Source organism: Streptomyces sp. 35G-GA-8 (genome assembly GCF_023534745.1).
Lineage (GTDB): Bacteria > Actinomycetota > Actinomycetes > Streptomycetales > Streptomycetaceae > Streptomyces.
Map to the genome: position 1 here is coordinate 253,316 of NZ_JAMHJQ010000005.1, position 1,650 is coordinate 254,965.

1 protein-coding gene is annotated in these 1,650 nt (G+C 65.6%); it reads right to left on the minus strand.

The genetic code is table 11. The annotated features are described in order from the left end of the window. Positions 1 to 531 precede the first annotated feature (531 nt). Positions 532 to 1,287, minus strand: a complete 756-nt coding sequence (locus tag M1203_RS13110; RefSeq protein WP_249949811.1) for a thioesterase II family protein — start codon at positions 1,285 to 1,287, stop codon at positions 532 to 534. Positions 1,288 to 1,650: the final 363 nt, after the last annotated feature.

Sequence of the window (1,650 nt, forward strand, 5' to 3'; positions counted from 1 at the left end):
GGGACACAACAGACGCGATGACTCGTCGACGCGTCCCGCAACATCCCGCACATCTCGGAAAAACAGCTGAACGTTCCACGATCGGCAGCGCGAAGTCGCATGATCACAAGATCCCGCAACCCACGAAGCCCACGAGGCCCGTTTCGGCACTTGGGGACTACCCAGCGCGAACTGGATCAAGCACTACTGTCCGCTGGACGCCACTGCACCGTCCGGGAGTTGGTGGCACGCCCGCCCGGAGAGCCACCCGCTCTCCGGGCAGCACACCGCTCCGGAAACCCGGATGTCCGGATAACCGGATGATCCGGATGACCGAACAAGAAGACATTCTTCCAGAGCGGCGAGCACGACCGCGCCACCACTCGCGCCAGAAGCGCATCAGGAACCACACACCACCCGAAGGTGTTGATCTTCCGAGAAGTCATTGACTATTCGGAGCCCCTGATCACAGAGGTGCACGACGTGGACAGGTCGGTCGTTCAGTATCTTCGGTGGCTCGGTGGCTCGGTGGTTTCGGCGGACGGACTGCGGTCAGACGCGAGTGGCGAGATGTGTCCGCAGGAGCGCGATCACCGCCGGTGCCTGCGAACTGAGGAAGAAGTGCCCGCCGGGGTAGACCTTCAGGTCAAAGGCTCCCGTGGTGTGGCCACGCCAGTCCTCGGCCTCGTCCAACGTGGTCTTCGGGTCGTTGTCGCCGGTCAGCGCCGAGATCGGGACCCGGACCCTCGTCGCTGGATCGCAGCGGTAGGTCTCAATGGCCCGATAGTCACTGCGGATCGCGGGGAGGATCATCCGTAGGATCTCCTCGTCGCCGAGCAGCGCCGTATCCGTACCGGACAGCAGCTTCAGCTCGGCGACGAGACCGTCGTCGTCGCGCTGATGCACACGCTCGTCCCGGTGGCGCGACGGGGCGCGCCGGCCGGAGGCGAACAGATGGGAGAGCTCCCCGCCGTCGGCCTCGAACCGCCGCGCGACCTCGAAGGCGATCGTCGCGCCCATGCTGTGCCCGAAGAAGGTGGTCGGCCGGGCGCGGAGCTGTTTGCGCAGCGCCTCGTAGATCTGATCGGCCATGACCCCGAGATCACCGGGGCTGGTCTCCTTGCGCCGGTCCTGACGGCCGGGGTACTGCACGGAGAACACCTCGGCCACAGAAGACAGTTGCGCGGAGACCGGGAAGTAGAAAGACGCCGAGCCACCCGCGTGGGGGAAACAGAAGAGTTGCTCCGAGCTGGCCGGTGCTGGATGAAAGCACCGCGCCCAAAGGCTCTCCTCGGTGGACGTCGTCATGTGTTGCATCCTCCTAGGGGTGGGCCAAGCGATCCGGACCGCGAGACGGTCCGGGCCTCCGGGCCGGTGACAGCGGAACCTGACGGGACGTGGCACACCGCGAGCGCCATGATCTCGCCGACGCGACCGAACGTTCCATGCGGCACTCCTACCCAACAGAGCGGGCGGGCGACTCACGTCACCCGGCTCGCACTCTCACCGACCGCCACTTGTCGGCCCGGTGACCGACCACCCCATTCCACTAGGACGGACAGTGGGAAATTCCCTAGTCTCTGTATGGACTTCGTATGGACATCGGTGGCGGAACCCACTCGTGAGTGAAGGAACCGCCTTCGACGCGGGGGCTCGCGGAGCCCCCGCCGT

What these genes read in the sequence shown, in the direction of transcription:
- M1203_RS13110 (WP_249949811.1), bottom strand. Translation starts at nt 1,287, where the DNA reads ATGACGACGTCCACCGAGGAGAGCCTTTGGGCGCGGTGCTTTCATCCA.